The organism is Streptomyces sp. NBC_00503 (assembly GCF_036346895.1).
GTDB lineage: Bacteria > Actinomycetota > Actinomycetes > Streptomycetales > Streptomycetaceae > Streptomyces.
Map to the genome: position 1 here is coordinate 1,049,049 of NZ_CP107855.1, position 23,476 is coordinate 1,072,524.

The following is a 23,476-nucleotide window of genomic DNA, read 5'->3' on the forward strand; positions in this document are numbered from 1 at the left end:
GCTCTTGATTTGGATCCCCGCTCCGTGCACACTGATCTCAAGCGAGAGCAGTGCTCTCCCAACCTCTCCTCGACGCCCCGGAGGCTGCCATGGACGCGCCCACGCCCTACTACGTCACGTCCGGCCCGATCGCCATCCGCTTCAACGCCCTCTTCGGCAAACTCGCCCGCCTCGGCATCAGCCTGGCGGGCACGGCCGAGCTGTCGGTACGCGGCCGCAAGTCCGGAAAGATGCAGCGGATCCCGGTGAACCCGTACACGCAGGACGGCGTGCAGTACCTGGTCTCGGCCCGCGGCCACTCGCAGTGGGTGCGCAACATGCGCGCCGCGGGCGGCGGCGAGCTCCGCCTCGGCCGCAAGGTGCGCAGCTTCACCGTCACCGAGCTCACCGACCCCGCCGAGCAGGCCGTCGTCCTGCGCGGGTACCTGAAGAAGTGGGGCTGGGAGGTCAACCGGTTCTTCAAGGGCATCACCGTGAACTCCCCCGAGGCCGAGCTCCGGGCCGCCGCCGGCGACCACCCGGTCTTCCGCATCACGGTCACCGGCTGATCGTGCGCCACCTCGGAAGACCCGCAAAACCCGCAAGACCCGCAAAACACGGCGGCGGCCCCGCCGGAAGATCCGGCAGGACCGCCACCCCGAACGGCTCCACGAGCCCGCTCCCACCCGCTCCCCCACCGGGAAACGAGCCTCGCCCCGGGCCGGGCCACGGGCCGGGCCACGGGCCAGGCCCCGGAATCAGCCCTGAGGTCCGCCGGGCGCCGCGCTGGACGTCTCGCCCTGCGGCTCTCCCGGCTTCGCACCACCCTGACCCGCTCCGCTCACCCGCTCGGGAGCCTGGGCCTGGCCCTGCACCTGGCCCTCGCCCCGGCCGCGCGCCTGCCGGGCGTCGAGCAGGTGCAGCGCCTTGCGCGCCAGCGGGTACGTACGCACCATGTCGGCCAGCGTCATCGACCCCCGGGTGATCCGCGCGAAGGCCAGCCAGGCCGGCCGGAAGCCGGTGATCGCCGCGTGCAGGACGCCCGGCTTGGACTCGAAGACGGTGAGCATCCGCTTGCCGACTCCCATCTCCACGCCCAGTCCGGCCTTGACCGCGAAGGCGTAGTTGAGCGCCTGCCGGCGCGCGTCCACCGCGTCCTGGGCCTCGGAGATCTTCACCGCCCACTCACCGGCGAGCCGCCCCGAGCGCAGCGCGAAGGAGATGCCCTCCCGGGTCCACGGCTCCAGCAGCCCGGCCGCGTCGCCGGCGACCAGCACCCGGCCGCGCGAGAGCGGCGATCCGGGCTTGCGGCAGCGGGTCAAGTGGCCGGAGGAGATCGCCGGTTCGAAGCCGGACAGGCCGAGCCGGGCGATGAAGTCGTCCAGGTACCGCTTGGTCGCGGCCCCTTCGCCCTTCGCCGAGATGACCCCGACGGTGAGGGTGTCGCCCTTGGGGAACACCCAGCCGTAACTGCCGGGCATCGGGCCCCAGTCGATGAGGACCCGGCCCTTCCAGTCCTCGGCGACGGTGTCCGGCACGGGGATCTCCGCCTCCAGACCGAGGTCCACCTGGTCCATCTCGACCCCGACGTGCGCGCCGATCCGGCTCGCACTGCCGTCCGCGCCGACCACGGCCCGCGCCAGCACTGTCTCGCCGTCGGCGAGCACCACGGCCACGGTCCGCCGGTCGGGAACGGAGGCCCCGTGCTGTTCCACCCGCGATACGGCCGTACCCGTACGGACGGTCGCGCCGGCCTTCTCCGCCTCGGCGACGAGCGCCGCGTCGAACTCGGGACGGTTGATCAGCCCGAACAGCATCTGCTTCGAGCGCCGTGTCCGGGTGAACTTCCCGTCGAGCGAGAAGGTGACCGCGTGGATGCGGTCCTTGAGGGGCAGTACGAAGCCCGGCGGGAGGGCGTCGCGCGAGGGGCCGATGATGCCCCCGCCGCAGGTCTTGTACCTGGGCAGTTCGGCCTTCTCCAGCAGCAGGACGCGCCGCCCGGCGGTGGCCGCCGCATGTGCGGCCGAGGACCCGGCAGGTCCCGCCCCGACCACGATCACGTCCCACACCTCGCCGGTCTCCCCGGCCGTCTCCGCGTCCGCCCCCTGAGCGGCCTGCCCTGCTGCCGCGTCGCGTACGTCGCCGCTGTCGCTCTCGTCGCTGCTCACGATGTGCTGCTGCTCCTGATCCTGCGGTTCATGCCATTGCTCCGATGCCGGGGAAATCCTACGGCGCGAGCCGGGTCGCCCCGCTGTGCGAGGATCGGCACTGTCTTTGCCTCATCCCGCATACGCCCACCCCGCGGCTGCGGGAGGCGTACACGTACACCAACGTCGCACCCAGTAGGAGCGTGCCCATGTCTTCGCACCCGATCGCCGAAACCATCGCCTCGCTGATGCCCCGCGCCAAGCAGGAGCTGTCGGAGCTGGTGGCTTTCCAGTCGGTGGCGGACTGGGGGCAGTTCCCCAAGAGCGAGAGCGAGGCCGCGGCCAATTGGGTGGCGGACGCGCTGCGAGCCGAGGGCTTCCAGGACGTGGCCCTCCTCGACACCCCCGACGGCACCCAGTCGGTCTACGGCTTCCTGGCCGGTCCGGCGGGCGCGCCGACCGTGCTGCTGTACGCGCACTACGACGTGCAGCCGCCGTTGGACGACGCGGCCTGGATCTCCCCCGCCTTCGAGCTGACCGAGCGCGACGGCCGCTGGTACGGGCGCGGCGCGGCGGACTGCAAGGGCGGGTTCATCATGCACCTGCTCGCGCTGCGCGCCCTGAAGGCCAACGGCGGTGTGCCGGTGAGCGTGAAGGTGATCGTCGAGGGCTCGGAGGAGCAGGGCACGGGCGGTCTGCAGCAGTACGCGACGGCCCACCCCGAGCTGCTGACCGCGGACACCATCGTGATCGGCGACGCGGGCAACTTCCGTACGGGCCTGCCCACGGTCACGGCGACCCTGCGCGGGATGACCCTGCTGAAGGTCAAGATCGACACCCTGGGCGGGAACCTGCACTCCGGCATGTTCGGCGGGGTGGCCCCCGACGCGCTGGCCGCCCTGATCCAGGTGCTGGCCTCGCTGCGCTCGGCGGACGGTTCGACCACGGTGGACGGGCTCGCCTCGGACGCGGTGTGGGAGGGACTCCAGTACCCGGAGGCCGACTTCCGTGCCGACGCGAAGGTGTTGGACGGGGTCGAGCTCATCGGCGAGGGCACCGTCGCGGACCGCCTGTGGGCCCGGCCCGCGGTCACCGTGCTGGGCATCGACTGCCCGCCGGTGGTCGGCGCGACCCCGTCGGTGCACGCGAGCGCGGGCGCGCTGATCAGCCTGCGGGTGCCGCCGGGCGTGGACACTTCGGAGGCGATCAAGCTCCTGGAGGCGCACATGGTGGCGCACACCCCGTGGAAGGCGCGCCTGGAGCTCGAAGTCGTCGGTCAGGGCCAGCCGTTCCAGGCGGACACCGACAGCCCGGCGTACGCGTCGATGGCCGAGGCCATGGCGGTGGCGTACCCGGGTCAGGAGATGCAGATCAGCGGCATGGGCGGGTCGATCCCGCTGTGCAACACGCTGAACTCGCTGTACCCGGAGGCCGAGATCCTGCTGATCGGCCTGAGCGAGCCGGAGGCCCAGATCCACGCGGTGAACGAGAGCGTGTCCCCGGAGGAGCTGGAGCGCCTCTCGGTCACGGAGGCCCTGTTCCTCGTCAACTACGCGGAGTCCAAGCGCGCCTGACGGCTGTCTGAAGCTCCGCTACGGGCGAACCCCGCTCTCGGCGTATCTCGGCCGGGAGCGGGTGCCGTGCGCATACGTTCGGGTGATGGATCTTGTCGAAGTCATCCCCGAACGGCTCCACATGCTCCGCTTCCCCATCGGCCAGGCCTACCTCTGGCGCGACGGAGCGGACCTGACCCTGATCGACGCGGGCCATGCCGGTGCGGCGGCCGCGATCGAGGGGGCGATACGTTCCCTCGGGCTGCGCCCCGAGCAGTTGCAGCGGATCGTCCTGACCCACTGCCACCGCGACCACGTCGGCGCGGCGGGCGAACTCGCCGCCCGCTGGGGCGCGGAGGTACTGGCGCACCGACTGGACGCGCCGGTCGTCCGCGGCGACCTCCTGGTGCCGGAGCCGGTGCTCCTGGAGTGGGAACGGCCGCTGTACGCACACGGCCTGACGGTCCCGCAGGCCCCGCCGACCCGGGTGGACCGGGAACTGACGGACGGCGAGGTGCTCCCCTTCGGCGGCGGCGCCGTCATCGTCCACGCCCCGGGTCACACTCCGGGCAGCATCGGCGTCCATCTCCCATCGCACGGCGTGCTGTTCACCGGCGACTGCATCGCCGGGGTCGGCCAGGTGATGCTGGGCGTCTTCAACGTGGACCGCGCCGAGGCCATCGCGACCTTCGGCCGCCTGGCGGCCCTGTCCCCGTCGGTGGCCTGCTTCGGCCACGGCGACCCCCTGACGGTGGACACGACGGCCGTCCTGCGCGCGGCGGCGGAGGCGGCCGGCACCGAGACGCACTAGCCGGCCCGGGCCGGCTACGGCACCGCCCGGCCCGCCTCCAGGTACAGCGCGCGGCCGCGCTCGCGGGCCTTCAGGGCCCAGCGCAGCCGCTCGTAGCGCACCGGCGGCAGCAGCCCGGCCGCCTCCGCCTCCGTCACGAACCGCCAGGCCCGCAGCTCCGGCCCCGGCAGCCGCAGCCGTCCGGCCTGCGCCGCCGGGAGCCGACCGCCGTCGAACAGCAGCCGCAGGCCCCCGTACCCCGCCGGAGGTCCCGGCGCCTCCCAGTCCACGACCAGCAGCTCGGGCGGACGGGCCAGGACGAGCCCCAGCTCCTCCTCGACCTCCCGCACGGCCGCGCACGCCGGAGCCTCGCCCGCCTCGACCACGCCCCCCGGGAACTCCCAGCCCGCCTTGTACGTCGGATCCACCAGAAGCACCCGGTCCGCGTCGTCGAAGAGCAGTACCCCTGCGGCCACGGTCTCCCGCGTCGGCTGCGGGGTCTGCACGATGTCGCAGACCCGGGCCGCGTCGGTGCGTACGGCTTCGGCGATCCGCTCCGCCGTCTCCCGTACGGTCAGGGCGCCGTTGTCGACCACGTGCGCGTCGGCCGTCAGCCAGCCCAGCGCGTGCTGGTAGGTGGGGATGTGCTCGTACGCCCACTGCCGTACCCGGACGTCCACGTCCTGAGCCGACCCCGGCTCCTCCCGGGTGGCGATCCGCTCCCGAAGGATCGTTTCCTCCGGGGCCAGCAGCACATGCCGCACCGCGATCCTGCGCGCCGCGAGCCCGCCGAAGATCTCGTCCCGGTACTCCTGCCTCAGCAGGGTCATCGGGACCACCAGCACCCCGCCCACCTCGGCGAGCATCGCCGCCGCCGTGTCCACGACGAGCCGCCGCCAGCTCGGCAGGTCCTGGTAGTCGCAGACCTCCGCGAGGCGCTTGCTCGGCAGGAGCACCCGTAGGGCGTCACCGATGAACTCCGGGTCGAACAGGGTGCTGTCCGGCAGGAGTCCGGTCAGTTCACGGGCCGTACTGCTCTTCCCGGCGCCGAAAGTGCCGTTGATCCAGACAATCACGTCTACCCCTCTCCCGATGCCCCCAGTGGCTTGCCCGCACCACCCTGCCACGGAAACCCCGCTGTCCCTGTGAGTGCTTATCCTCAAGGTCAGGGCCTTGCCGCTGCGCCCTGCCGTCCACCGTCCCGGAGGCTTCACCACCGTGCCGCACACCCGCCGCCCGTCCGAACCCCGCTACGGCAACCGGCCGACCATGAAGGACGTGGCGGCCCGGGCCGGCGTGGGCCTCAAGACGGTGTCGCGGGTGGTCAACGGCGAGCCGGGGGTCACCCCCGACACCGAGAAGCGGGTCCAGGACGCCATCGACGCGCTGGGTTTCCGGCGCAACGACAGCGCCCGCGTGCTCCGCAAGGGCCGCACCGCCACCGTCGGCCTGGTCCTCGAGGACCTCGCCGACCCCTTCTACGGTCCGCTCAACCGGGCCGTCGAGGAGGTGGCCCGCGCGCACGGCGCCCTGCTCATCAACGGCTCCAGCGCCGAGGACCCGGACCGCGAGCGGGAGTTGGCGCTCGCGCTGTGCGCGCGCCGGGTGGACGGCCTCATCGTGATCCCGGCCGGGGACGACCACCGCTACCTGGAGCCGGAGATCCGCGCCGGGGTGGCCACGGTGTTCGTGGACCGACCCGCGGGCCGGATCGACGCCGACGTCGTCCTGTCCGACAGCTTCGGCGGCGCCCGGGACGGGGTGGCCCACCTGATCGCGGCCGGACACCGCCGGATCGGTTTCATCGGCGACCATCCGCACATCCACACCGCCACCGAGCGGCTACGGGGCTACCGCGCGGCCATGGAGGCCGCCGGGCTGCCGGTCGCCGGATCGTGGGTCTCCCTCGGCGCGACGGCCCCGGACCGCGTCTCGGCCGCCGCGCGCGCGATGCTCTCCGGAACCGAGCCGGTCACCGCGGTCTTCGCCGGCAACAACCGCGTGACGGTCACGGTCGTACGGGTCCTCGCGGCCCGGCCCCTCCCCGTGGCACTGGTCGGCTTCGACGACTTCGAGCTCGCCGACCTGCTGCGCCCCGGCATCACTGTCGTCGCCCAGGACGCGGCGGCCCTGGGCCGGGTGGCCACGGACCGCCTCTTCCAGCGGCTCGCGGGCGCCGACCTCCCCCCGTCCCGCATCGAACTCCCCACCCGCCTGATCCCCCGCGGCTCGGGCGAGCTCCCGCCGGTCACCGGATGAGCGACCGCAACCCGGGCACGGCCTCGCCGACGGCGGTGAGCCCGGCGAGGGCGGACAGGGCGGGGTACACGCCGCCGAGGTAGCTCACCCCGCCGGTGACGAGGCCGGCGAACAGGGCGCCGAGGAGTTCCTGCGCTGGGGAGGTTCGATCCACAACTTCCGCCGCACCCCCAACGACCACGTCACCTTCGGCGGCGGCGGACCCCACTGCTGCCTCGGCGCAGGTCTCGCCCGCACACAGATCAAGGCCCTGGTCCGCGAACTGCTGCGCCGCCACCCCGACTTCGGCCTGGCGGGCGAGGTCCGCCGGCTGCGCTCGGACTTCATCAACGGGGTCAAGTACCTTCCGGTGCGCTTCGACTGGGACGGGCCCGGTGGCGATCGCGCAGAACTGGCCCGCAAGCGCGACAAGTTCCCCGGCCCTCGTACAATCAGCAAACTATCGAAAAGCAAACCGAAAGGCGTCACCCGTGCCCGCCCACATATCGACCTCCTCCGCACACCAGGCATCAGAGCCCGCCAGATCGGCCCCGGCCCTCCCACGGCGGAGTGCCGGACGGTGGACGCGGGCCGGCGCCGTCACTCTGGCGCTCCTCGTCACCGGGGCCGCCGGAATCGCCGGTTGCGGAGTGGTCGCGGGCGGGAAGGACTCCGCGACCGGCAAAGGCCCCGAGGGACCGTACGCGCCCGCCCTCATGGCTCAGGCCTGGAAGACGCCTCCGGTCAAGGGCGACACCCTCCTCGTCGAACTGCTCGGCAACTGGAACACGGACACGGCCTACTACATCGGCCGCCGCACCGGCGTGGAGATCTACGACTCGAAGACCGGCAACCGGCTCGGCACCGTCACCCCGCCCGAGCCGGACATGCATCCGTGCGCAATGACCGAAGGCCTCAGCAAGGGCGGGCTCGGTGCCATCGGCTGGGTCAAGGGCAACCAAACGGCCTCCACCGCCAGTTGCGACCAAGTGTCGCTGATCGACACCCGCAAGGGCGGCGCCGTCCGCTGGACCACGCAGGTGGCCGGAGTCCCGGTGGACGGGAAGGCCGTCACCGACGAAAGCGCCGCGCTCGCCTTCGTGGAGGGTGACGTCCTGGCCGTGATGACGCCGAACACCGTGGTCGCCCTGCGTCCGGACAAGAAGGTGGCGTGGACCTGGGTCAGTCCCAGGGCGGGCCTCCACGTCCGGAACACCGCCATGACCGCGCGAGGCGACCGCATCACGGTGATGATGGGGGTGGAGACCCAGGGCACGGCCGACTGGACCTGGTCGGTGAGCACCCTCGACGCGGCCAAGGGACGCCAGATGGACGCGACCGCCGTGCCGATGACCCCTCCGAAGGACGGGTTTGTGCGGCTGGTCGGCAACGGCGCTCCGGCGGCACTGCTCCTGCCCGACGGGCTCGCGGCCAACCCCCCGCCCCCGGAGCTCGTCACCTTCGGCCGCGACGGCGGCGTCGCCCGTCGCATCCCGCTCGCCACCACCGTGGGCCCCGTGCTGCTGCACCCCATGGAACTGGCCAACCGGACAACACGCTTCGACATCGCTTTCGACGCCGACGCGACCACCGCCTACGTGATCGCCGGAGAGACCACGAGCCTGACCGTCCCCGCCTCCGTAGTCGCCTACGACCTGGCCACCGGCACGCAGATGTGGAGCAAGCCGGTCGGTACGGCGACCGTGCCCCGGTTCCTCGGCACGGGCAAGGACGCCGTCTACGTGCTGGGCGGAAAGGCCGTCAGCGACATGAGCATCCAGTCGTACGCGGCCAAGGACGGGACCCCTGCCAAGATCGGCACGGTCACCGCGCCGGACATTGCTTTTCCCGTCTCGTCACTCGTCGTCGACTACCGCAAGGGCAATCTCGTGATGGTCGAAACGGGGGTCTCTCCCTTCTACGGGGCCATCGCGTTCCGCGCCTCCGGCGGCTGAGCCGGGCACACCCTGATCCCGTACGGACCGAGGCCGGTGCCGTCCGGGCACTTCACATCCCTGTCCAGCGCATGGGCGTATGGATATTTGGGCACAGAGAGGCGCGAAAAATGCAGGACACCATACGTCGACACGGGTCGTGGCGGAGGGCGGCGGGCGTCGTCGCGGCGGTGCTGACGGTCGGCGCAGGCACGGCGGTGCCGGCGGCCGCGGACACCGACGCGCCGGGCTACCTCACGAAGATGAAGGCCCAGGAGATGTGGAAGGTCGCGGACGGCAGCGGCATCACGGTCGCCGTCATCGACAGTGGTGTCACGGACCTGCCAGGACTGAAGGGGCGAGTCCTCGAAGGCGTCTCGTTCATGGAGCCGCCCGTCGGGCGCCCGGACTTCACCTATCCGCCGCACGGGGATTTCATCGGGCACGGGACTTCCATGACCGCGGCGATCGTCGGCGACGGCTCAGCGGGCAGCCCACAGGGCCTCGCCCCCGGCGCCAAGGTACTGCCCATCCGCACCAGCGTCGGTACGCCCATGGCGTTCATGGTGCCGTCCGAAGCCGCCCGGGGAATCCGGTACGCGGCCGACAACGGAGCCAAGATCATCAACTTGTCCATCGGCATGGATTCGAGCTGGCCGATAGACAAGGTCAAGCCGGCTGTCGAGTACGCCCAGAGCAAGGGGCTGCTGATCTTTGCCGCGATGGGGAACGAGGGCGAGGGCAAGAACTGGACCAACGCGATCGCGGCCCTGCCGGGAGTCATCGGCGTAGGAGCCATCGACGAGGACGGGACGGCCATGCCGTTCAGCAGCCACGGGCCCGACACGGACCTGTCGTCGGTGGGAAGCAAGGCCCAGATCCGATGCGACGAGAACAAGGGCTGGTGCACGAGGAACGGCGGCACCTCGCTCGCGACCAGTCTGGTCTCCGCCTCCGCCGCGCTCGTGTGGTCGGCTCACCCCGACTGGACCGCGAACCAGGTGGCCCGGGTCCTGATCCAGACCGCCGGAGCCCCCACCGACGGATCCAAGCGCAGCGACTGGGTGGGCTACGGAATCGCCCGCCCCCGCAAGGTACTGCTCGACCACGAGGGAGACCCGGGGGCGCCCGACGTCGACCCCCTGGCCCCGCCGGCCGCCGCGAAGACCCCCGCCCCCGGCGCCGATTCGACAGCCTCGGTGCCACCCCGGGCGGAAGCCGCGGACGCGCATGCGGGCATCTCCTGGCAGTGGCCGGCACTCGGCGCCGCCGTCGCCGTGGGCCTCGGCCTCGCCGTCACGGTGATGGTCAAGCGTCGTCGCCGCTGACCCTGTGCTGCCGGCTCCTGCCGACCCCGCACGCGCCGACGGCCCGGCCCCGGTGATCCAGGGCCGGGCCGTCCGCGTCGGCTGCGTCAGGCGGTGGCCGTCATCGTCGCCGAGCGGCGCGGGATGGCGAAGGCGTCGAGCTCCGCGCGGGTCAGGCCGGTCAGGGCCGTGACCTCGTCGGCGCCGACGGCGCCGCAGTCGAGGCCGCGTACGAGGTAGCCGGCCAGGGCCTTCGCGGTCGCGGGCTCGTCCATGACGTCGCCCTCGATCTTGGCGACGTACGCCTTCAGGCGCGCGGCGGCCGTTTCGAGGCCCTCGCGGTAGAAGACGAAGACGGCCGCGTAGCGGGTCGGCAGGTGCGCCGGGTGCATGTCCCAGCCCTGGTAGTAGGCGCGGGCCAGGGCGCGCCGGGTGAGGCCGTAGTGCAGCTTCCAGGCCTCGTGGACGTGCTCGGTGGTGCCGATCGGCAGGACGTTGGTCGAGCCGTCGGAGACCCGTACGCCGGTGCCGGCGGCCGCGACCTGCATGACCGCCTTGGCGTGGTCGGCGGCGGGGTGGTCGCTCGACTGGTAGGCGGCGGAGACGCCGACGCAGGCGCTGTAGTCGAAGGTGCCGTAGTGCAGGCCGGTGGCGCGGCCCTTCGAGGCCTCGATCATGCGGGCGACCGCGGCGGTGCCGTCGGAGGCCAGGATCGACTGGCTGGTCTCGATCTGGATCTCGAAGCCGATGCGCCCCGGGCGCAGGCCGCGGGAGGTCTCGAAGGCCTCCAGCAGCTTGACGAAGGCGGTGACCTGCTCGGGGTAGGTGACCTTGGGCAGGGTCAGGACGAGGCCCTCGGGCAGGCCGCCGTGCGCGAGCAGGCCGGAGAGGAAGACGTCGGTGGTCCGGATGCCGCGGTCGCGGACGTTGGACTCCATGCACTTCATGCGGACGCCCATGTACGGGGCGTTCGTGCCGTTGGAGAAGGCTTCGGAGATGAGGCGGGCGGCGCGGGCGGCGGCCTGGTCCTCCTCCTCGTCGGAGCGGACGCCGAAGCCGTCCTCGAAGTCGACGCGGAGGTCCTCGATCGGCTCGGTGGCGAGCTTGGCGCGGACGCGGTCGTAGACCGGTACGGCCAGCTCGTCCGAGATGCCGAGTACCTTGGCGAAGGTCGCGGCGTCCGGGGCGTGCTCGTCGAGGGCCGCGAGGGCCTGGTCGCCCCAGGAGCGGATGGTGTCCGCATCGAAGACGTCACCGGGGACGTAGACCGTGTGGATGGGCTGACGGGTGCCGGGGTCGCCCGGGTAGTGGCGCGCGAGTTCCGCGTCCACCGGCGCGAGGGAAGCGCTGATGCCCTCGCTGACCGCGCCTGCGAGGCTCGTCGCCACCTTCTCCTGCTGACCCATCGTGCACTCTCCTCTTTTCCGCTTCACGGAATCTTTCATCCGCATAGCAGAATTTAGCCACGGGGTTCCGCTCAGTCAATGGTCCCTCGGCCGTCCTGGACAAACGACTCGGGGCCGCGCGGTGAGAAACACCACACGGCCCCGGAGAGCACTTCCCGCAGGTCAGACCTGCGGACGAGGGACTAGCCCTTGCGCGCCTTGATCTCCTCGGTCAGCTGCGGGACGACCGCGAAGAGGTCGCCGACCACGCCGTAGTCGACCAGGTCGAAGATCGGGGCCTCGGCGTCCTTGTTGATGGCCACGATGGTCTTCGAGGTCTGCATGCCGGCGCGGTGCTGGATCGCGCCCGAGATGCCGGAGGCGATGTACAGCTGCGGGGAGACCGATTTGCCGGTCTGGCCGACCTGGTTGGAGTGCGGGTACCAGCCGGCGTCGACGGCGGCGCGCGAGGCGCCGACGGCCGCACCGAGGGAGTCCGCGAGCGCCTCGATGATGTGGAAGTTCTCGGCGCCGTTGACGCCGCGGCCGCCGGAGACCACGATCGCGGCCTCGGTCAGCTCGGGGCGGCCGGTCGACTCGCGCGGGGTGCGCGAGGTGACCTTGGTGCCGGTGGCCAGGGCGCCGAAGGTGACGGCGAGCGCCTCGACGACGCCGGCGGCCGGAGCGGCCTCGACCGGGGCCGAGTTCGGCTTCACGGTGATGACCGGGGTGCCCTTGGAGACGCGGGACTTGGTGGTGAAGGAAGCGGCGAACGCGGCCTGCGTCGCGACCGGACCCTCTTCACCGGCCTCCAGGTCGATGGCGTCGGTGATGATGCCCGAGCCGATGCGCACGGCCAGGCGTGCGGCGATCTCCTTGCCCTCGGCGGAGGACGGGACGAGCACGGCGGCCGGGTTCACGGCCTCGTACGCGGCCTGGAGCGCGTCCACCTTCGGTACGACGAGGTAGTCGGAGAACTCGGAGGCGTCGGCGGTGAGGACCTTGACGGCACCGTGCTCGGCGAGCACGGCGGCGGTGGCCTCGGCGCCGGCGCCCAGGGCCAGGGCGACGGGCTCGCCGATGCGGCGGGCCAGCGTCAGCAGTTCGAGAGTGGGCTTGCGGACGGCGCCGTCGACGTGGTCGACGTAGACGAGGACTTCAGCCATGGGGATGCTCCTGCGAATGCGAAGTAGTCAGGGGGCGTTGCGAGAGGGCTGAAGCTCTTAGATGAACTTCTGGCCGGCCAGGAACTCGGCCAGCGACTTGCCGCCCTCGCCCTCGTCCTTGACGATCGTGCCGGCGGTGCGGGCCGGACGCTGGGTCGCGGAGTCGACCGCGGTCCAGGAGCCTTCGAGACCGACCTCGTCGGACTCGATCTCCAGCTCCTCCAGGTCCCAGGACTGCACCGGCTTCTTCTTGGCGGCCATGATGCCCTTGAAGGACGGGTAGCGGGCCTCGCCCGACTGGTCCGTCACCGAGACGAGCGCCGGGAGGGAGGCCTCCAGCTGCTCGCTCGCCGAGTCGCCGTCGCGGCGGCCGGTGACGACACCGTCCTCGACCTTGACCTCGGAGAGCAGGGTGACCTGCGGGACGCCCAGGCGCTCGGCCAGGATCGCCGGGAGGACACCCATGGTGCCGTCGGTCGAGGCCATGCCCGTGATGACCAGGTCGTAACCGGCCTTCTCGATCGCCTTGGCCAGCACCAGCGAGGTGCCCATGACGTCGCTGCCGTGCAGGTCGTCGTCCTCGACGTGGATGGCCTTGTCGGCACCCATGGACAGCGCCTTGCGCAGCGCGTCCTTCGCGTCCTCGGGGCCCACCGTCAGGACGGTGATCTCCGCGTCGTCGGCCTCGTCGGCGATCTGCAGCGCCTGCTCGACGGCGTACTCGTCGAGCTCCGACAGCAGGCCGTCGACGTCGTCGCGGTTGACGGTCAGGTCTTCGGTGAACTGCCGGTCGCCAGTGGCGTCGGGCACGTACTTCACACAGACAACGATCCTCAGGCTCACGCCGGCTCTCCTACCGCATCGACATTTCTGGTACCGCCTTGTTCAGGCAGCATAGGCGCCATCTCGGGCCGTTCCCGCCGGGGCGGCCCGCGCTCCGAAGGGAATGTTACTCGTCAGTACACAGCGGGTCCCGCCAGGTTGCAAGGCCCGTGAACTGTGATCTGGCCAACGCGGGCGGAACCCGTCCCAGCAGGGACGATTCAGTCGCGCAACGCGTTGAAGCGCCCCTGGTGGTACAGCAGCGGGCGCCCCTCGCCCGCCAGGTCCCCCGCCGGATCCCCGGCGACCGCCTCCGCGATCACCACCCGGTGCGCACCGGCCGGCACGCGCGCCACGATGCGGCACACCAGCCAGGCCAGGACTCCGTCCAGCACCGGAACCCCGTACGGTCCGGGCGCCCAGTCGGTGGCCGGACCGAAGCGGTCGGCTCCGTTCCGGGCGAACAGGCCCGCCAGATCGCTCTGGTGCTCACCGAGTATGTGGACGCCGAGGTACTCGGAGTCCCGGACCCCGGGCCAGCTGGAGGACCCCGTGCCGATGGTGAACGACAGCAGCGGCGGGTCCGCCGAGACGGAGTTGAGCGAGGTCGCGGTGAAGCCCACCGGCCGGCCGCCGTTGTCGGCGGTGATCACGGCGACGCCCGCCGCGTGCCGGCGGAACACCGAGCGCAACAGGTCGGGCGAGCCGGGCAGGCCGGTGCCGGATCGGGGGGACGGAGCCGTCGGAGCCGTCATGAAGGGATTCCCCGTCCGTAAAGCAGGAGTTCATACCGCATGTCGCCAGCCTGGCGATCACCCGTGTACACAGTCAAGCCGCAGCGGACAGATGTAGGGCGCGTCACTCTGCGTGCGGGCGCGCGTACCGGCGCTCCGGACCCGGCGCGAGCGTCATACGGCCTCCCCCAGAGCGGCGATCACGTCGACCGTGCGCGGCATCCCCACGCCCCGCCGCACGATCCGGCCGGCCGCGTCCAGGACGAGAACCGTCGGCGTCTTCTCGATCCCGAGGGCCCGTACGAGTTCCAGCCGTTCCTCGGCGTCGATCTCGATGTGCGCGACGCCCTCGACCATGCCGGCGACCTCGGCCAGGATCCGCCGCGTGGCCCGGCAGGGCTGGCAGAAGGCGCTGGAGAACTGCACCAGGGTGGCCCGCTCCCCCGGCTCCGCGCCCAGCTCCGGGGCGCCCAGCCGAAGGCCCGCCCCGTCACCCCCTTCGTGCCCGTGCACGCCCACTCCCCTCGTCGCCGTCCTCGTACCGCCGGCACGTCCACACCCACGTCCACACCCACGTCCATGCGCGCGTCCATACGCTGGCCGTATGTGTGTCCGTACATCATCTCGGTACGTTCGTACGCTGATCCGAGCGCCCCGCAGGCGCGCCGCATTCCCGGCGTGATGAGAATCTCGCCGGGTGCAGGCGTCTGGGCTGGCCTGCGGCTCCCGTATGGGGCACGATCCCCATGGCCGCGTACCTACGCTGCCGTAACTTCCGGCCGGGAGCACCTCCAGGCAGAAAGCGGGGTCTCCCCACCATGGCTGAGCTCGTCTACCCCCCGGTCATCGGCGCTGCGCACGCTCTGTTCCGTGCGCTCGACGTCCGCATCGACATGAAGGGCACCGAGAACATCCCCCGCAAGGGCGGAGCGGTTCTGGTGTCGAACCACATCGGCTACCTCGACTTCATCTTCGCCGGGCTGACCGCCCGCCCGCAGAAGCGCCTCGTGCGCTTCATGGCGAAGGAGTCGGTGTTCCGGCACAAGGTGTCCGGTCCGCTGATGCGCGCGATGAAGCACATTCCGGTGGACCGCGCGCAGGGTGAGACGGCGTACCAGCACGCGCTGGACTCGCTGCGCGCCGGCGAGATCATCGGTGTGTTCCCGGAGGCGACGATCTCCCAGTCCTTCACGCTCAAGAGCTTCAAGTCCGGCGCGGCCCGGATGGCGCAGGAGGCCGGGGTCCCGCTGATCCCGGTGGCCCTGTGGGGTACGCAGCGGCTGTGGACCAAGGGCCGCCCCAAGGACCTCAAGCGCAGCCACATCCCCGTGATGATGCGCGTGGGCGAGCCGCTGGAGGCGCCCTCCGACCAGTACGCCGGGGCGATCACCCGCCGGGTGCGCGAGCGGGTGCAGGAGCTGCTGGACGCCGCGCAGAGCGCCTATCCGGCCAAGCCCAGGGGTGCGGACGACTCCTGGTGGCTGCCGGCCCACCTCGGCGGCACCGCGCCGACCGCGGCCCAGGTCAAGGAAGCCGGCTGAGTCTTCCGGAGGGGGTGCGGCCCGCCGGGTGGCGGGGCCGCACCGTGCGGGTCAGTTCGGGTTGTCGGCGTGTGTCAGCGTCTCCCACGCCTCGAAATGGTTTTCGGTACCCGCCGGGCGCCGGCTCTCCGTGAGCCTGCCGGTGTTCTCCATGGCGACGCCGAGCCGGTTGTGCAGGGCGTTGTAGCCGACTTCGGTGGCCGGGCCGAGGCCCTTGGTCAGGCTCCCCCCGCACAGCGAGGCCGGCACGGCCTCCCCCAGCTCGTACTTGGCGTGGAATCCCAGCGCGTAGCGAAACCGGTCCTTGAACTCCGGGTACAGGTCCCGCCCCTGGATGCGCGAGGTCTCGGCCACGTGCATCGTCGCGGCGATCCCCATGCCGGTGTGGCCGAAGTCCCGGCAGGTCTCCTGGGCCAGACCGTCCACGAAGGTGCCCTGGCCGTGCCAGTAGTCGATGAGCTCGCTCCTGGTGTCGATGGTGGAGCGCGGCGGGTACTTGGGCTGCGGGCCGTCGGAGGCGAGGTAGAAGTAGGCGGGGACCCTGCCGAGGTAGATCGCCATCGCCTTGTCGTAGGACGCGCGGTCGTCGAGGTGGACGGAGATGCCCACGGCCGCGTCCATCATGATCAGTTCCCAGTTGCCGTTGCTGTTCGGCTTCCCGTTGATCACCTCGGGCAGGTAGACCTCGCGCAGCATCGTGGCGAAGCGCCCCTGGTTCGGCCATCCTCCGGTGTAGGTGTGCTTGATGATCTCGGCGGCGCGCGGCCAGGTGGAACCCGCCCAGCCGCTCTGCAGCGGGGCGTTGCTGTTGGTGTGGCTCTTGATCCGGGCGGACCAGGCGTCCATCAGCTCGATCGACTTCTTCGCGTACGCGGGGTCGCGGGTGATGTACCAGGCGAGCGCGTCGGTGTACGCGGCGATCGCGTCCTCGCGTTCGTCGGAGCAGCCGATGTCCGGGTTGGAGTAGGAACCGCATTCGACTACGGCGCGCGGCTTGGGCGTTCGGGACAGGGAGGCGTACCCGCTCGCCCGCATGTCGTCGAACGCCGCCTTCCACGGCTGCTGTCCGGCCTGCACCTTGGTGCGTACGAAGTCCAGTTGGGCGCGGCTGTTGAGAACTCCGGGGTGGGCGAAGGCGGTTGGGGCGACCGCCCGGGCAGGGGCGAGGCGGGTGGCGTGTGCGGCGGGAGTGACGGCTAGGGCCAATGCCGCGGCCAGGGCGAGGGCCGTCGCGGCCGGCCCGATGGAGGCTCCTAAGCGCATGGGAGCGCCTTCCGGTCGGAGGTGGGGGGAAGGGTGCGGAGCTCCGCGAGGAGGGTGCGGGGGTCCGCGAGGAGGGTCCGTGGGGGGACTCCTGCGGCCGAAGATACCCATGCGCCTGCCAAGTCGACAACGATATCAGACAGGAAAGTTTCCTATTGACCGAAACCCGCGGCCGGCCCGGCACCATCCCGGCACCTCGCCCCTCTCCGCCCGAACCCGAATGGCGTAACGTCGGCCCCGTCGACGGCATTGCCTGACGCAGGGGGGCCTGGGATGCAGGGGTTCGGGCGGTACCTGGCCGCGGCACTTGCCGCGCGGTTCGCCTCCGAGGGCATGGGCATGGCGGTGGTGCTGCTCGCCCTGGAACGCACCGGAAGCGCGGCGCACGGGGCCTTCGTCCTGACCGCCTGGCTGGCCCCGCACGTACTGGCGGCTCCGCTCGCGGGCGCCGCCGCGGCCAGGTCGCGCCGCCCGCGGCGGTTCCACGTGGGCGCGCTGGCCGGATTCACCACGGCCGTGGCGACCCTGGCGTTCATCCTCGGGCGGGCTCCGACACCCGTGGTGCTCGTCGTCGCGGTGCTCGGCGGCGCTTGCGGGCCGATGGTGACGGGCGGGCTGTCGAGTCTGGTGACGGGCCTGGTCCCGGCCGGTCCGGCGCGTGACCGGGCGTACGCCTGGGACGCGTCGACCTACAACGGCGCCGCCGTCACCGCCCCGGCGGCCGTCGGCCTGGTGGCGGCCTTCGCCTCGGCCGGTCCGGCGATGGCGGTCCTGGCGGCTTCCGGCGCACTGGCGGCGGCGCTGGCAGCCACCCTTCCGTACGGGAACCACGGGAGCGCGGGCCCCACCCCCGGAACACCCCGCGCCGGGCTGGGGGCGGGGCTGGCCGCCCTGTGGCGCGTCCGGGAGCTGCGGGCGGTCACCTCGGCCACCACCCTGGCCTTCGTCGGCATCGGCTCGCTCACCACCACCTCGGTGCTCCTGGCCACCGCGCTCGGCAGTCCGCGCGGCGGCGGGGTGCTGATGACGGCCTTCGCCCTGGGCGCCCTGACCGGCGCCCTGACCCTGGGCCGGATCACGGCCGTGGCGCCGGGCAAGCTGGCCCGCTGGGCCATGGCGGCCACCGGGGTGGCGCTCACCGCAGCCGCGTTCGCGCCCTCGGTCGCGCTCACGGCGGTGGCGTTCGCCGCGGCCGGGGTGTGCGACGGGCCGCTGCTCACGGCCACTCTGCGGATCCGCTCGCAGTACGCACCGGACGGGGTGCGCACCCAGGTGTTCACCCTCGGTGCCGGGCTCAAGGTGACGGCCGCGTCCACCGGCGCCGCCCTCGTGGGGCTCGCCGCCGACGCGCCGCCGTGGATCCTGCTGCTCGGGATCGCCGCACTGCAGCTGGCCGGCGCCCTGCTGCACGCGCTGGTGGCCGTACCCGGGCCGGTGACGGACGGGGTCCCGGTCGCGACCGGCGCTCTCCCGGCTACAGCCCCGTCGGCAGGCTCCGCCACAACTGCGGCCGGTCCGCGGACTCCTGGAGCACCTTGAGGGTGGCCGGGTGCGGCGCCGCGTACAGCTCGGGGTAGTCGACCTCGCCGAGCTCCGGGCGGACGGGGAAGGCCAGTTGTTCGTGGTCGAGGGTGAACTGGGCGTCCACGCCGGGCTTGTTGCCCCGCGGGTCCACCCGGGACCAGTCGTCCCTGCCGGGCAGGCGCAGCGCGACGAGGCCGTGGACGAACAGGTTCGACCCGTCGTCGTCGCCGAGGAGCTGGTAGCAGAGCCCGGCCGGGATGGACCGGGCGCGCAGCAGGGCCGTCAGCGCGTGGGACTTGGCATAGCAGATGCCGTTGCGCGTGGCCAGTACGTCGGAGGCGCGCCAGGAGACGCGGTCGTCCCCGGAATCGGCGGTGTGCGGGATGGTGTCGCGGACGAACTCGAAAGCGACCTTGGCGTATGAATATGCATCGCCGGTGGCCGCCCACAGGGCGTCGGCGGTCTCCTGGACCAGCGGGTGGTCGTGATCGACCGCTTCATCGGCCGCCAGATAGGCGGCAACGTCGGAATGCTCCTGGATCAACTTCATGATCCAGGAGCATACCTATGCAGACTTTCGCATGTCTATGGAGGGTGCTAGCGGGCCAGCTCCTCCTTGAGGGCCTGGAGGAAGCCGTCCACGTCCTCCTCCTGGGTGTCGTAGCTGCACATCCAGCGGACGTCGCCCGCGATCTCGTCCCAGAAGTAGAAGCGGTAGCGCTCCTGGAGCCGCCGCGTCACCGCGTGCGGGAGCCGCGCGAACACGGCGTTCGCCTGCACCGGGTAGAGGATCTCCACCCCGTCCGTCTCGCGCACCCCGGCCGCCAGCCGCTGCGCCATCGCGTTGGCGTGGCGGGCGTTGCGCAGCCACAGGTCCTTCGCGAGGAGCGCTTCGAGCTGCACCGACACGAAGCGCATCTTCGAGGCGAGCTGCATCGACATCTTGCGGATGTGCTTCATCTGCCGGACGGAGTCCGGGTTCAGCACGACGACGGCCTCTCCGGCCATCATCCCGTTCTTGGTGCCGCCGTAGGACAGCACGTCCACGCCGACGGCGTTCGTGAAGGCGCGCATCGGCACGTCCAGCGAGGCCGCGGCGTTGGCTATCCGGGCACCGTCGAGGTGGACCTTCATGCCCTTGCCGTGCGCGTGCTCGCAGATGGCCCGGATCTCGTCCACGGTGTAGACGGTGCCGAGCTCGGTGTTCTGGGTGATCGAGACGACCTGCGGCATCGCCCGGTGCTCGTCCTCCCAGCCCCAGGCCTGCCGGTCGATGAGCTCGGGGGTGAGCTTGCCGTCCGGGGTGGGGACGGTGAGCAGCTTCAGGCCCGCCATCCGCTCGGGCGCGCCGCCCTCGTCGACGTTGATGTGCGCCGACTCGGCACAGATCACCGCGCCCCAGCGGTCGGTGAGGGCCTGCAGGGCCGTCACGTTGGCGCCGGTGCCGTTGAAGACCGGGTAGGCCTCGGCGTGCGCGCCGAAGTGGCCGCGGAAGACCGTCTGCAGGTGTTCGGTGTACTCGTCGTCACCGTAGGAGACCTGGTGGCCGCCGTTGGCCAGCGCGACGGCCGCCAGGATCTCCGGGTGCACCCCGGCGTAGTTGTCGCTGGCGAAGCCGCGTACCGCCGGGTCGTGGTGCCGGCGGGCGTCGGTCTTCGCCTGGGACTTCCTGATCGCGGTCTTCACGGCGGCGTTCTTCACGGCAGCGTTCTTCACGGTTGGGGAGTGAGCCACAGACGCTGTCCGTTCACATCGGAGGCGGACCGCTCCCAGACGCCGGCGATGGCCTCGGCCAGCTCCTTGACGTCGGTGAAGCCCGCGAACTTCGCAGTGGGACGCTCGGCGCGCATCGCGTCGTGCACCAGTGCCTTGATGACCAGGATCGCAGCCGCGGCTCCGGGACCGTCCTCGCCCCCCAGCTTGCGGAAGGAGTCGGCCATGGCCAGCGTCCACGCCTCGGCGGCCGCCTTGCCCGCGTTGTACGCGGCGTTGTTGGCGACCGGCTTGTGCGCGCCGGACTGGCTGACCAGGACGTAGCGGCCGCGGTCACTGCGCAGCAGTCCGTCGTGGAAGGCGAGCGAGGTGTGCTGGACGGTGCGGATCAGGAGCTTCTCCAGGAAGTCCCAGTCCGCGAGGTCGGTGTCGGTGAAGGTGGTGCTGCCGCGCCAGCCGCCGACGAGGTGGACCAGGCCGTCGATGCGGCCGAACTCCTTCTCGGTCTGCTCGGCCCAGGCCTTGGTCGCGGCCAGGTCGAGCAGGTCCACGGTGTCACCGGTGATGGTGGCGCCGCCGTGGGCGTAGCGGGCCGCGTCCACGGCCTCCGCGAGCCGCGCCGGGTCGGCGTCGGACGCGACGACCACGGCACCGGCCTCGGCGAGGCGGAGCAGGGTGGCGCGCCCGGCGGGGCCGCCGGCCCCTGCCACCGCTACCACCGCGCCGTGGAGGTTCCCGTTGCCATTCGAGCCGTTCATCTGTGCAGCCTCCTGTGGGCGAGCGCTCACGCGGCGGCCCGCTCTGCGTGTTCCGTGTTCTGGGCGGTGATGCCCTTGGTCGAAGCGATCACGCCCTTGAGCTTCTTGGCGAGGGCTTCATAGAACATGCTGAGCGGAAACTCGTCGGGAAGCACGTCGTCCACGAGCTTGCGCGGCGGCTGCGTGAGGTCCAGGGCGTCGGGGCCCTTGGCCCAGCGGGATCCCGGGTGGGGAGCGAGGTACTCGGCGACCAGTTCGTAGGCCTTGAACCAGTGGACGAGCTTCGGGCGGTCGATCCCGGCCCGGTAGAGGTCCTCGATCTCGGCGCACAGCTGGTTGGTGACCTGCGGGGCGCGCATCCAGTCGATCTTCAGCTTGTTGTCCGTCCAGCGCACGACGTCGTGCTTGTGGAGGTACGCGAAGAGGAGCTGGCCGCCGAGGCCGTCGTAGTTGCGGTTGCGGTCGCCGGAGACCGGGAAGCGGAACATCCGGTCGAAGAGGACGGCGTACTGCACGTCACGGCCGTGCTCGTTGCCCTCGGACTCCAGCTTCACGGCCTCCTTGAAGGCGGTGAGGTCACAGCGCAGCTCTTCGAGGCCGTACATCCAGAACGGCTGGCGCTGCTTGATCATGAAGGGGTCGAACGGCAGGTCGCCGTGGCTGTGGGTGCGGTCGTGGACCATGTCCCACAGGACGAAGGCCTTCTCGCAGCGCTCCTGGTCCTCGACCATGCGGGCGATGTCCTCGGGCAGCTCGATGCCCAGGATGTCGACGGCGGCCTCGGTGACCTTGCGGTAGCGGGCGGCCTCGCGGTCGCAGAAGATCCCGCCCCAGGTGAAGCGCTCCGGGGCCTCGCGCACGGCGATGGTCTCCGGGAAGAGCACCGCGGAGTGGGTGTCGTAGCCCGGGGTGAAGTCCTCGAAGGTGATGCCGAGGAAGAGCGGGTTGTCGTACCGGGTGCGCTCCAGCTCGGAGAGCCACTCGGGCCACACCATCTTCAGCACGACGGCTTCGAGGTTGCGGTCCGGGTTGCCGTTCTGGGTGTACATCGGGAAGACCACGAGGTGCTGGAGCCCGTCGGCGCGCTCGGCCGCCGGGTGGAAGGCCAGCAGGGAGTCGAGGAAGTCCGGCACGGCAAAACCATCGGCGGCCCACTTGCGCAGGTCGCCGACGAGGGCACGGTGGTACGCGCCGCCGTGTGGCAGCAGCGGCGACAGGGCCTCGATGCCCGAGACCACGCGCTCGACCGCGACCTCGGCGGCGGCGCGGGCGGGCGCGCCCGCGGCCTCGAAGTCGATGGAGCCGTCGGCCGACTGCCAGGGCCGGATCTCCTCCACGGCGGCCTTGAGCTCGGGCCACGCCGGGTGGTCCACCACCCGTACACCGGCGGTTATCACGGCACCGCCGATACCCGGCACAAGAGTTTCCGTCATGTCACTTCCTCCACAGGAGAACCTCACGTCAAGACAGCGTATGCATGTGAGGCTCTCCTGCTCAAGAGGGAATCCGGGAAATTATCCTGCGTCACCCCCAGTTTCACCGGAAGTCTTCCCGTTCTTATGCATGGAATCGAGGACTCCGCCCAGTCGCGCCAAGGCCTGGCGGGCCTGTGGGAGCACGGCGGCCAGCGCGAGGAACCCGTGGAACATCCCGGGATGCTCGTCAAGGGCCGAAGGAACTCCGCTCCCGATCAGCCGACGGTGGTACGCCACCCCCTCGTCCCGCAGCGGATCGCACTCCGCGACCACCACGTGCGCGGGGGGCAGCCCCCGCAGATCGGCGCCGAGCGGGGAGGCCAGCGGGTCGCGGCCGTCGCCGCCGGGCCCCAGGTACTGCTCCCAGAACCAGCGCAGGTGCGCGGCGGTGAGGAAGTAGCCCTCGGCGTTGCTCCGGTAGGACTCGGTGTCCTGCCCGGCGTCCAGGCACGGGTAGATCAGTACCTGGAGCGCGACGGCCGGTCCCCCGCAGTCCCGGGCCATCAGCAGCGAGGCCGCGGCGAGGTTCCCGCCCGCGCTGTCCCCGGCCACCACCAGGGCGGCCGGGTCCCCGCCCAGCTCCCCGATGTGCGCGTCGGCCCAGCACAGGGCGGCGTACGCGTCGTGGACGGCGGCGGGGAAGCGGGCTTCGGGTGCCCGCCGGTAGTCGACGGAGACGAAGACGGCCCCGGAGCTGCGGCAGAGCGCCCGGACGGTGGCGTCGTGGGTGTCGAGGTCGCACAGCACCCAGCCTCCGCCGTGGCAGAACACCACGGTCGGCCGGGCCCCGGGCCACTCCTCGGGGTCGGGGTGGTAGACGCGCACCGGAACCGGCGGCGCACCGGCCGGCCCGGGAATCTCCCGGTCCTCGACGGAGCCGACGGCGAGCGGCGCGGCCGTCGCGGGCGCGGCGGCGAGGATCCGGCGGGCCTCCCGCGCTTCGGTGACGGCGCCCCCGAGGTCGGGGAAGAAGGCGGCCATGGCGTCCGCGTAGGGCCGGGCGGCGGGATCGAGCCGGTCGGTCCACGAAGCGGCGCCGGCCGGGACGGTTGGGCCGGCCGGGATGGTGGGGCCGGCAGGGGCGACGGGACCGGCAGGGGCGGTGCGACCGGCCGGAGCACCGGCCGGCGGGTTCGGTTCGTTCACG

At 71.7% G+C, this 23,476-nt stretch carries 22 protein-coding genes; 8 read left to right on the plus strand and 14 right to left on the minus strand.

The annotated features are described in order from the left end of the window. Positions 1 to 89: 89 nt before the first annotated feature. On the plus strand, positions 90 to 548 hold the full coding sequence (locus OG490_RS04915) for a nitroreductase family deazaflavin-dependent oxidoreductase (protein WP_330295049.1): 459 nt from the start codon (positions 90 to 92) through the stop codon (positions 546 to 548). 189 nt (positions 549 to 737) lie between these two features. Here OG490_RS04915 and OG490_RS04920 read toward each other — a convergent pair whose 3' ends face one another. Next, complete coding sequence (locus tag OG490_RS04920) at positions 738 to 2,147, minus strand: geranylgeranyl reductase family protein (protein WP_443065756.1); 1,410 nt, start codon at positions 2,145 to 2,147, stop codon at positions 738 to 740. A gap of 188 nt (positions 2,148 to 2,335) precedes the next feature. Here OG490_RS04920 and OG490_RS04925 point away from each other — a divergent pair, with 188 nt between their 5' ends. Continuing rightward, the gene (locus OG490_RS04925; protein ID WP_330295050.1) at positions 2,336 to 3,700 is read left to right on the plus strand and encodes a dipeptidase; all 1,365 of its coding nucleotides are present in this window, start codon (positions 2,336 to 2,338) and stop codon (positions 3,698 to 3,700) included. 85 nt (positions 3,701 to 3,785) lie between these two features. Beyond that, positions 3,786 to 4,490, plus strand: a complete 705-nt coding sequence (locus OG490_RS04930) for an MBL fold metallo-hydrolase (protein ID WP_330295051.1) — start codon at positions 3,786 to 3,788, stop codon at positions 4,488 to 4,490. A 14-nt stretch (positions 4,491 to 4,504) separates the two neighbouring features. Here OG490_RS04930 and OG490_RS04935 read toward each other — a convergent pair whose 3' ends face one another. Further along, on the minus strand, positions 4,505 to 5,545 hold the full coding sequence (locus OG490_RS04935; protein WP_330295052.1) for an NUDIX hydrolase: 1,041 nt from the start codon (positions 5,543 to 5,545) through the stop codon (positions 4,505 to 4,507). A gap of 193 nt (positions 5,546 to 5,738) precedes the next feature. Here OG490_RS04935 and OG490_RS04940 point away from each other — a divergent pair, with 193 nt between their 5' ends. Further along, a complete protein-coding gene (locus tag OG490_RS04940) occupies positions 5,739 to 6,728 on the plus strand; it encodes a LacI family DNA-binding transcriptional regulator (protein WP_330300779.1) in 990 nt (329 codons plus the stop codon). Here the strand turns inward: OG490_RS04940 and OG490_RS04945 are convergent. Next, positions 6,718 to 6,882 (minus strand): hypothetical protein, encoded by a 165-nt coding sequence (locus OG490_RS04945; protein ID WP_330295053.1) that lies wholly within the window; start codon positions 6,880 to 6,882, stop codon positions 6,718 to 6,720. The genes OG490_RS04940 and OG490_RS04945 overlap by 11 nt on opposite strands. Positions 6,883 to 7,423: 541 nt before the next feature. On the opposite strand from OG490_RS04945, the gene OG490_RS04950 reads away from it, so the two are divergent. Further along, positions 7,424 to 8,662 (plus strand): PQQ-binding-like beta-propeller repeat protein, encoded by a 1,239-nt coding sequence (locus tag OG490_RS04950; RefSeq protein WP_330295054.1) that lies wholly within the window; start codon positions 7,424 to 7,426, stop codon positions 8,660 to 8,662. Positions 8,663 to 8,772: 110 nt separating this feature from the next. Beyond that, entirely contained in the window at positions 8,773 to 9,969 is a 1,197-nt protein-coding gene (locus OG490_RS04955) for a S8 family serine peptidase (RefSeq protein WP_330295055.1), read from the plus strand. 86 nt (positions 9,970 to 10,055) lie between these two features. On the opposite strand, the gene OG490_RS04960 is transcribed toward OG490_RS04955, so the two are convergent. From OG490_RS04960 to OG490_RS04980, 5 genes are all read right to left on the minus strand, one after another. Further along, entirely contained in the window at positions 10,056 to 11,354 is a 1,299-nt protein-coding gene (locus tag OG490_RS04960; protein WP_330295056.1) for a DUF6986 family protein, read from the minus strand. Between the two features lie 182 nt (positions 11,355 to 11,536). Beyond that, the gene (locus OG490_RS04965; protein ID WP_330295057.1) at positions 11,537 to 12,499 is read right to left on the minus strand and encodes an electron transfer flavoprotein subunit alpha/FixB family protein; all 963 of its coding nucleotides are present in this window, start codon (positions 12,497 to 12,499) and stop codon (positions 11,537 to 11,539) included. Positions 12,500 to 12,556: 57 nt separating this feature from the next. Next, positions 12,557 to 13,342, minus strand: coding sequence for an electron transfer flavoprotein subunit beta/FixA family protein (locus OG490_RS04970; RefSeq protein WP_330295058.1), 786 nt, complete (start codon positions 13,340 to 13,342; stop codon positions 12,557 to 12,559). 200 nt (positions 13,343 to 13,542) lie between these two features. After that, positions 13,543 to 14,076: a flavin reductase family protein gene (locus tag OG490_RS04975; protein ID WP_330295059.1), complete on the minus strand. Its 534-nt coding sequence runs from the start codon at positions 14,074 to 14,076 to the stop codon at positions 13,543 to 13,545. 153 nt (positions 14,077 to 14,229) lie between these two features. Beyond that, positions 14,230 to 14,568, minus strand: a complete 339-nt coding sequence (locus OG490_RS04980) for a TlpA family protein disulfide reductase (protein WP_330295060.1) — start codon at positions 14,566 to 14,568, stop codon at positions 14,230 to 14,232. A 305-nt stretch (positions 14,569 to 14,873) separates the two neighbouring features. On the opposite strand from OG490_RS04980, the gene OG490_RS04985 reads away from it, so the two are divergent. After that, positions 14,874 to 15,596: a lysophospholipid acyltransferase family protein gene (locus OG490_RS04985; protein ID WP_330295061.1), complete on the plus strand. Its 723-nt coding sequence runs from the start codon at positions 14,874 to 14,876 to the stop codon at positions 15,594 to 15,596. A 51-nt stretch (positions 15,597 to 15,647) separates the two neighbouring features. Here OG490_RS04985 and OG490_RS04990 read toward each other — a convergent pair whose 3' ends face one another. Next, the gene (locus tag OG490_RS04990; protein WP_330295062.1) at positions 15,648 to 16,859 is read right to left on the minus strand and encodes an alginate lyase family protein; all 1,212 of its coding nucleotides are present in this window, start codon (positions 16,857 to 16,859) and stop codon (positions 15,648 to 15,650) included. Positions 16,860 to 17,132: 273 nt separating this feature from the next. Here OG490_RS04990 and OG490_RS04995 point away from each other — a divergent pair, with 273 nt between their 5' ends. Further along, positions 17,133 to 18,398 carry an MFS transporter gene (locus OG490_RS04995; protein WP_330295063.1) on the plus strand — a complete coding sequence of 422 codons (1,266 nt, stop codon included), beginning with the start codon at positions 17,133 to 17,135 and terminating at the stop codon, positions 18,396 to 18,398. Here OG490_RS04995 and OG490_RS05000 read toward each other — a convergent pair. The 5 genes from OG490_RS05000 to OG490_RS05020 all read right to left on the minus strand — a co-directional run bounded on the left by OG490_RS05000 (position 18,334) and on the right by OG490_RS05020 (position 23,475). Then, positions 18,334 to 18,933, minus strand: a complete 600-nt coding sequence (locus tag OG490_RS05000) for a transglutaminase-like domain-containing protein (protein ID WP_330295064.1) — start codon at positions 18,931 to 18,933, stop codon at positions 18,334 to 18,336. The two genes, OG490_RS04995 and OG490_RS05000, sit on opposite strands and share 65 nt — an antisense overlap. Before the next feature lie 47 nt (positions 18,934 to 18,980). Further along, complete coding sequence (locus OG490_RS05005) at positions 18,981 to 20,057, minus strand: threonine aldolase family protein (protein WP_330300780.1); 1,077 nt, start codon at positions 20,055 to 20,057, stop codon at positions 18,981 to 18,983. Between the two features lie 38 nt (positions 20,058 to 20,095). Continuing rightward, positions 20,096 to 20,854, minus strand: coding sequence for an SDR family oxidoreductase (locus tag OG490_RS05010; protein ID WP_330295065.1), 759 nt, complete (start codon positions 20,852 to 20,854; stop codon positions 20,096 to 20,098). 26 nt (positions 20,855 to 20,880) lie between these two features. Continuing rightward, positions 20,881 to 22,287, minus strand: a complete 1,407-nt coding sequence (locus OG490_RS05015; protein ID WP_330295066.1) for a DUF6421 family protein — start codon at positions 22,285 to 22,287, stop codon at positions 20,881 to 20,883. A gap of 81 nt (positions 22,288 to 22,368) precedes the next feature. Further along, positions 22,369 to 23,475, minus strand: a complete 1,107-nt coding sequence (locus OG490_RS05020; RefSeq protein WP_330295067.1) for an alpha/beta hydrolase — start codon at positions 23,473 to 23,475, stop codon at positions 22,369 to 22,371. Position 23,476: the final 1 nt, after the last annotated feature.

Bases quoted from the DNA above. Each gene is read 5' to 3' on its own strand.
- OG490_RS05010 (WP_330295065.1), bottom strand. From the start codon at position 20,854: ATGAACGGCTCGAATGGCAACGGGAACCTCCACGGCGCGGTGGTAGCG.
- OG490_RS04950 (WP_330295054.1), top strand. From the start codon at position 7,424: ATGGCTCAGGCCTGGAAGACGCCTCCGGTCAAGGGCGACACCCTCCTC.
- OG490_RS04925 (WP_330295050.1), top strand. From the start codon at position 2,336: ATGTCTTCGCACCCGATCGCCGAAACCATCGCCTCGCTGATGCCCCGC.
- OG490_RS04915 (WP_330295049.1), top strand. From the start codon at position 90: ATGGACGCGCCCACGCCCTACTACGTCACGTCCGGCCCGATCGCCATC.
- OG490_RS05000 (WP_330295064.1), bottom strand. From the start codon at position 18,933: ATGAAGTTGATCCAGGAGCATTCCGACGTTGCCGCCTATCTGGCGGCC.
- OG490_RS04930 (WP_330295051.1), top strand. From the start codon at position 3,786: ATGGATCTTGTCGAAGTCATCCCCGAACGGCTCCACATGCTCCGCTTC.
- OG490_RS04990 (WP_330295062.1), bottom strand. From the start codon at position 16,859: ATGCGCTTAGGAGCCTCCATCGGGCCGGCCGCGACGGCCCTCGCCCTG.
- OG490_RS04995 (WP_330295063.1), top strand. From the start codon at position 17,133: ATGCAGGGGTTCGGGCGGTACCTGGCCGCGGCACTTGCCGCGCGGTTC.
- OG490_RS04940 (WP_330300779.1), top strand. From the start codon at position 5,739: ATGAAGGACGTGGCGGCCCGGGCCGGCGTGGGCCTCAAGACGGTGTCG.
- OG490_RS04975 (WP_330295059.1), bottom strand. From the start codon at position 14,076: ATGACGGCTCCGACGGCTCCGTCCCCCCGATCCGGCACCGGCCTGCCC.
- OG490_RS04955 (WP_330295055.1), top strand. From the start codon at position 8,773: ATGCAGGACACCATACGTCGACACGGGTCGTGGCGGAGGGCGGCGGGC.
- OG490_RS04985 (WP_330295061.1), top strand. From the start codon at position 14,874: ATGGCTGAGCTCGTCTACCCCCCGGTCATCGGCGCTGCGCACGCTCTG.
- OG490_RS04965 (WP_330295057.1), bottom strand. From the start codon at position 12,499: ATGGCTGAAGTCCTCGTCTACGTCGACCACGTCGACGGCGCCGTCCGC.
- OG490_RS05015 (WP_330295066.1), bottom strand. From the start codon at position 22,287: ATGACGGAAACTCTTGTGCCGGGTATCGGCGGTGCCGTGATAACCGCC.
- OG490_RS04960 (WP_330295056.1), bottom strand. From the start codon at position 11,354: ATGGGTCAGCAGGAGAAGGTGGCGACGAGCCTCGCAGGCGCGGTCAGC.